Below are 6,321 nucleotides of genomic sequence, written 5' to 3' on the forward strand. Positions count from 1 at the left end.
TTCACTCTTCTTTTTTATATCTTTTCCTATTGTAATTATAAAGATAATCCCATTATTAAAGATGGATAAATACCTAATATAATATTAAGGATTATTGCAATAGAAGCTACTAGAACATATCTAACAGGAACCTTAAGTGAAGATTCACTTGCCGGTTCCTTTGTAAACATCACATTGGCTGTTCCAAAGTAGTAGAAGATTGCTATAATAGAATTGATAATACCGAATATTACTAGAATCAGATAGCCTGCATCTACCATTTGAGTAAACATAAATAGTTTAGCAAAAAATCCTGCAAATATAGGAATACCTCCTAAAGAAACTAAAGCACAAGTTAATATTCCGGCAAGTAGAGGATTACGTTTAGCCAATCCATGTAGATTCTCAACGTTCTCATGTCCTTTACCTTCACTTACAGCCATTATAACTGCAAAACCTGCAATACCCGCTAAAGAATAAGCTGCAGCATAATATAGAAGGCTATTTGCCGCATCACTACTAGTAGAAAGTAGATCCATCATCATAAAACCTGCATGAGAAATACCCGAATAAGCCATCATACGCTTCAAACTCTTTTGATTAAGAGCGGTAATATTTCCGACTGTAAGAGATAATATAGAGAATACCACAATTGATATCTGAACTGCTGGAGTCATTGCTACACCCATTATCACGACTACTTTATAAAGTGTAGCAATTGCTGCAACCTTTACTAAGGTACTCATCAGAGTTGTTACTAGTGTTGGAGAACCTTCGTATACATCGGGAGCCCAAAAGTGAAAAGGAACTACCGAAGCCTTAAATAATAGCCCAACGAGAATCATTATAAATCCCATGTTAAACCATATAGGGAGATTGGCTCCTTCAGCCTTAGATACTTCTGTAATGATTGCTATATCGAATGATCCGATTGCTCCATAAACAAGAGCTATACCAAACAATATAAAGCTAGAAGCAAAAGCACCCATAATGAAATACTTCATTCCTGCCTCGTTACTACTTATTCTACCCGGATTACTTGCAGCTAAAACGTAAGCAGCTATCGATAACACCTCGATTCCGATAAAGAACATCGAAAGATTACCAAATGAAACCATTGCAATAGCTCCAGATAAAAGAAAAACTTTGAGAGATACATAATCTGCAATCTTCTCTATTTTGTCTTTATAAAATTCGGGACTCATTGCAATTACAAAAGTTGCAAGGATAATAAACAGGATAGAAAAACCTCGCGAATAACTGGTACTTACGATCATATTGTAGTCATCACGATAGAAGAAAGACTCTCCTAAATAGAACTCAGCAATAGTCATTCCCAATATACCAGCCAACAACAGTAGTGTTACAGGTACAAGTATTTTTCTTAAATTTAAAATCTCTAATAAAAGACAAACAATGCCCAGTCCAGAGACAGCTATCAATGTACTCATTATATATTTTAGCTAAACAGTTATCTATTCACATACATTAAAATTTCTTGAAGACTTGGTGATACCAAATCAACAATAGGCTTGGAGTACAAACCGAAAAACAGTAAAACAGCAGCCAACAAAATGAAGACAAGACCTTCATTTACCGTTAAATCTGCAAATGGTTTCTTACGTACTTCTCCCAACATTACAAGTTGATACATGTGCAACATAAAGAACGCACCTAAGAACATAGATGTTCCGATAAGAACTGTATACCATATACTAACCTGATAAAGACCGTACATTATTGTCATTTCCCCTACAAAGTTAAAAGACAACGGTATAGCAATCGAAGCCATTATCATTAAAAAGAAAGCTATTGTAAACTTGGGAGCTTGTCCTTTAATACCTCCCATCTGACTAATCAAAGGAGTATTAAATCTTCTATATATAACTTCCGAACCGAAGAATAAACCTACGACACCAAAACCGTGTGCAACCATTAACAATACTGCGCCTTGAAGACCGTCTAAAGTTAAGGCATATATTCCGGCTGCAATAAAACCTACGTGAGCCAAAGAAGCATAAGCAAAGAAACGTTTTAGGTTATCTTGTTTTAAAGCCACAATAGAACCATAAATCACACCAATTATTGACAAAGTCAAAACAACAGTTTGCATACCATGAGCTGCATGAGGTGCAATTGGTAACTGCCAACGTAAAGCACTATATAGAGCCATTTTCGACATTAATGCACCCAAAAGTAATGTACCCACTAAAGGAGCCTTTTGATATACATTTGCTTGCCATGTGTGAAAAGGAAAAATAGGAATCTTAATAGCGTATGCAAAAAAGAATGCTAGGAAAATCCACAATTGCTCGGTATCACTTAGATTGGCATTATATAAAGCTTCTAATTGGAAACTTCCTGTTTTTGTATACAGGTATATAATAGCTCCTAACATGAATAGCGAACCGGCAAATGTATATATAAAGAATGTCAATGCAGATCGTCTTCTTTTAGACATCGAGCCATTCCCCCATAATACAACAATGAAGTATATAGGTATAAGAGATAATTCCCAGAAAACATAATACAATAGAGCATCACTACTTAAGAATACTCCAGTCATGGCAAATGCCATAAATAGGATTAAACTATAAAGCAATTTTTCGTACGGAACAGTATGAGATACAGCTGTCAATAATATTATAGGTAATAAGACCGAAGTCAACAATACCATAATCAGCGACAAGCCATCTGCCTTGAGCGAAAACATCACTGAAGGACTATTAATCCATTGTACACTAAAATTAGTTCCCGTATTGTGGTACTCTAATAATAATGCTATTGAAAAGATTGCTGTAATAATAGCAAACAACATAGCAACTTTAGGAGCCCATCTATTTCCTGAAAGATAAGTAAGAATTGCACCTACTAATAAAATGATTAATATAATAGCGATATTCATGTCTCTTTTTTAATTTTTAAACAAGAAATAAACAGATGATTAACAAGCAGAAGGCCACAACAAAGAATGAAAGATAAAATCCAACACTTCCGTTTTGTAAAGCTTTTGCCGGAGCAGATAATCCTTTAGCAATTAAAGCAAACCCGAATACCACTCCTGTTATTATACTTTCTACAACATTCTTAAAGAAATTAGCCATAGCATATATAGGCTTTATGAATATTGCATTATATATCTCATCAATATAATATTTGTTGTAAAGTACTTTCGCAAAACCGGTGATCTTCTCATCTTCTTCTGGCACTGTCGATTTAGTCATATATTTATAATATGCCAAACTCATACCAATAAGGGCAATAAGAGTTGAAACTCCCATAAAGACCATTTGTTCTGTAGAGAAACCATGTGCTTCGGCAGCACCCGAACCCGAGAATATAGGAGATAAATAATTATTCAACCAACTATATCCAAAAGGTAAGCTAATCAAACCTCCCACAGTAGCCAACACTCCTAATACGATAAGAGGTATAGTCATAGAAAAAGGCGATTCATGTAAATGTTTCTTTTGTTCCGCAGTACCTCTGAATTCTTTAAAGAATGTAAGATACAATACTCTGAACATATAGAAAGCTGTTAGTAAAGATGCCAACATAGCAACTACCCAAAGAATAGGGCTATTTTGGAATGCAACTAACATTATTTCGTCTTTCGAGAAGAAACCTGCAAATGGAGGAATCCCCGAAATAGATAATGTAGAAACTAGGAATGTTATATAAGTGATAGACATTACACCTTTCAAGCCACCCATCTTTCTCATATCCTGCTCGCCACCCATTGCATGGATAACCGAACCCGATCCTAAGAATAAACAAGCTTTAAAGAAAGCATGTGTTATTACGTGGAACACAGCAATCTGATAAGCTCCAAGTCCCAAAGCTAAGAACATAAGTCCGAGTTGAGATACAGTAGAGTATGCCAGTACTTTCTTAATATCTGTCTGAACAATTCCTATCGAAGCAGCAAACAATGCTGTTACAGCACCAATGATCGCAATGAAGTATTGAATATCAGGAGTAAGATCGAATAAGAAGTTCAATCGGGTAATCATGAATATACCCGCTGTTACCATCGTTGCAGCGTGTATCAATGCCGATACTGGTGTTGGACCTGCCATAGCATCGGGCAACCATGTATATAATGGTATCTGAGCACTTTTACCCATTGCTCCAATAAACAAGCAAAATGCTGCTACACCTAATAATGCCGAAGTTTCAGGGGTAGTAGTTGTAGAAAGTGCTAGTTTTAAAGTTGCAAAATCGACTGTTTTAAACAGATATGCTAAAGTGAAAACTCCAGTTAAAAAACCTAAGTCCCCTATCCTATTCATAATAAATGCCTTTTTAGCGGCATCATTAAATTGTTGATTTTTATACCAGAAGCCAATCAATAGATATGAACATAATCCTACGCCTTCCCATCCGATAAACATCACCAATAGATTGTTTGCTGTTACAAGCACAATCATAAAGAAGATAAACAGATTGAGATATGAGAAAAAACGATCTACGTTTTCATCGTCATGCATGTACCCTATCGAATAGATATGTATCAATGCTCCGATACCTGTTACAACCAGTAACCATAGTAGCGAAAGCTGATCGAGAACAAAAGCAAGGTTCACCGAAAATTCGCCGAAAGCTACCCATTCAAAAAGATGAACTTCGATTGCCTCTCCGGTCGAAAGTATCTGTATAAAATAAAAGAGTGAGATTATAAAACTACCCGTTACTGCTGCTGTAGCAATAATACCGGGTAACGATCGCCCAATCTTTTTACCTACACTCAGATTGATTAAGAAACCAACCAGAGGAAAAATCAAAAGTAATAATACTAACCCTGTTTCCATTCAAAATTACCCTTTCAAGTTTTTTAATTTATCGATATCAATTGAACCGATATTTCTATAGATTGAGACTAATATAGCCAATCCTACTGCGACTTCGGCCGCTGCTACTGCCATTGCAAAGATGACAAATACCTGTCCGCTCACATCTTGATGATAAACCGAAAATACGGCTAACAACAAATTTGCAGCTGCAAGCATCAATTCAACCGACATCAGCATAACTATTGTACTGCGTCGATACAAAATACCAAGTACACCCACACAAAACAATAATGTAGAAAGGTAGATGTAATTGTTAATACCAACTTGTTCTAATATATCCAGCATATCTTAAGCTTTTTTCTCTCTTTTTGAAATCAATACAGCTCCAATCATTGCAGTAATTAGCAAAATGGAAGCAAATTCGAATGGTACCATATATTCGTCAAGTAATACTTGTCCTATAACCTCTACCGACTGAAAATCTATATTTTCGGTCTTATAAGATTCCATTACAATATTAGCTTTAAGGAATACTGCTAGCACAACAATTGCTGTTAAGCATACCGATACTGCAGCAGCAATACGACTCGCCACTTTTTTCTTCGGTTCGTGCTGATCACTCAAATTCATAAGCATCAATGTAAACAGCAATAATATCATAATAGCACCTGTGTATACTATAATATGTACTACTGATAAAAATTGTGCATTAAGCATCAAAAAATGACCTGCAATCGAGAAAAAACAGACAACCATATAAACTGCACTATGTATAGGATTTTTGGCTAAAACAGTCAAAATTCCAGTACCTAGAGTAATTGTTGCCAGAATATAAAAAATTATCGTTATCATTTTATTTATATTAAGGTCGCAGACCTAATTTATTTCTTTATTAAGCGTCTATTCTAAATCCGTCGAACTTTCTTGCTTTTGCATCTTCAATAGAAATAACAAGTTTGTCCTTTCCGTAGATAAAACTTTGTCTTGTAACATCTGGTTTTACATGTTTTTGAGACTTTGTCAAATAGATGGCTTCTTTTGGACAAGCTTCTTCACACAATCCGCAGAAAATACAGCGCAACATATTGATTTCATATATAGCTGCATATTTTTCTTCGCGATACAAATGCATTTCATCTTTTGTACGTTCGGCAGCTTTCATTGTAATAGCTTCTGCAGGACACGAAAGAGCGCATAATCCACAAGCAGTACAACGTTCACGACCTTCTTCGTCTCTCATCAATACATGTTGTCCTCTATAAACAGGACTGTATTCACGTTTTTGTTCGGGATACTGAACAGTTACTTTTCTTGAGAAAAAGTGCTTTATGGTAATCATCATCCCTTTAATTATCGCTATAAAATATAGACGCTCCCAGAAGGTCATCTCTTTATTAGAGACAGCCGTCTTTCTTCCCGATAATGATATATTTTCTATTGCCATAGCAAATAATTGTTTTTAGTAAGCTCGCAGAGCTTTTTATTACTTTGTAAGTATAATAAAATAAGCACTTATGATTTTTAATATCTCATTAAATACTTTTGTTTA

General features: G+C 35.3%; 6 protein-coding genes. All 6 read right to left on the minus strand.

Annotated features, from left to right (window positions below):
- Positions 1-35: 35 nt before the first annotated feature.
- From HGC4_RS02900 to HGC4_RS02925, 6 genes are read right to left on the minus strand one after another with little or no spacing between them, the layout of a single operon-like run.
- Complete coding sequence (locus tag HGC4_RS02900; RefSeq protein ID WP_050708620.1) at positions 36-1,430, minus strand: NADH-quinone oxidoreductase subunit N; 1,395 nt, start codon at positions 1,428-1,430, stop codon at positions 36-38.
- A 20-nt stretch (positions 1,431-1,450) separates the two neighbouring features.
- Positions 1,451-2,884, minus strand: a complete 1,434-nt coding sequence (locus HGC4_RS02905) for a complex I subunit 4 family protein (RefSeq protein ID WP_050708621.1) — start codon at positions 2,882-2,884, stop codon at positions 1,451-1,453.
- 16 nt (positions 2,885-2,900) lie between these two features.
- Positions 2,901-4,790, minus strand: a complete 1,890-nt coding sequence (gene nuoL / locus HGC4_RS02910; protein WP_050708622.1) for an NADH-quinone oxidoreductase subunit L — start codon at positions 4,788-4,790, stop codon at positions 2,901-2,903.
- A 6-nt stretch (positions 4,791-4,796) separates the two neighbouring features.
- Complete coding sequence (nuoK, locus tag HGC4_RS02915) at positions 4,797-5,117, minus strand: NADH-quinone oxidoreductase subunit NuoK (RefSeq protein WP_050708623.1); 321 nt, start codon at positions 5,115-5,117, stop codon at positions 4,797-4,799.
- Between the two features lie 3 nt (positions 5,118-5,120).
- Positions 5,121-5,624, minus strand: a complete 504-nt coding sequence (locus tag HGC4_RS02920; RefSeq protein WP_050708624.1) for an NADH-quinone oxidoreductase subunit J family protein — start codon at positions 5,622-5,624, stop codon at positions 5,121-5,123.
- Between the two features lie 40 nt (positions 5,625-5,664).
- Positions 5,665-6,216: a NuoI/complex I 23 kDa subunit family protein gene (locus HGC4_RS02925; RefSeq protein ID WP_050708625.1), complete on the minus strand. Its 552-nt coding sequence runs from the start codon at positions 6,214-6,216 to the stop codon at positions 5,665-5,667.
- Positions 6,217-6,321 lie beyond the last annotated feature (105 nt).

This window comes from Dysgonomonas sp. HGC4 (assembly GCF_001261715.1).
Classification (GTDB): domain Bacteria; phylum Bacteroidota; class Bacteroidia; order Bacteroidales; family Dysgonomonadaceae; genus Dysgonomonas_A.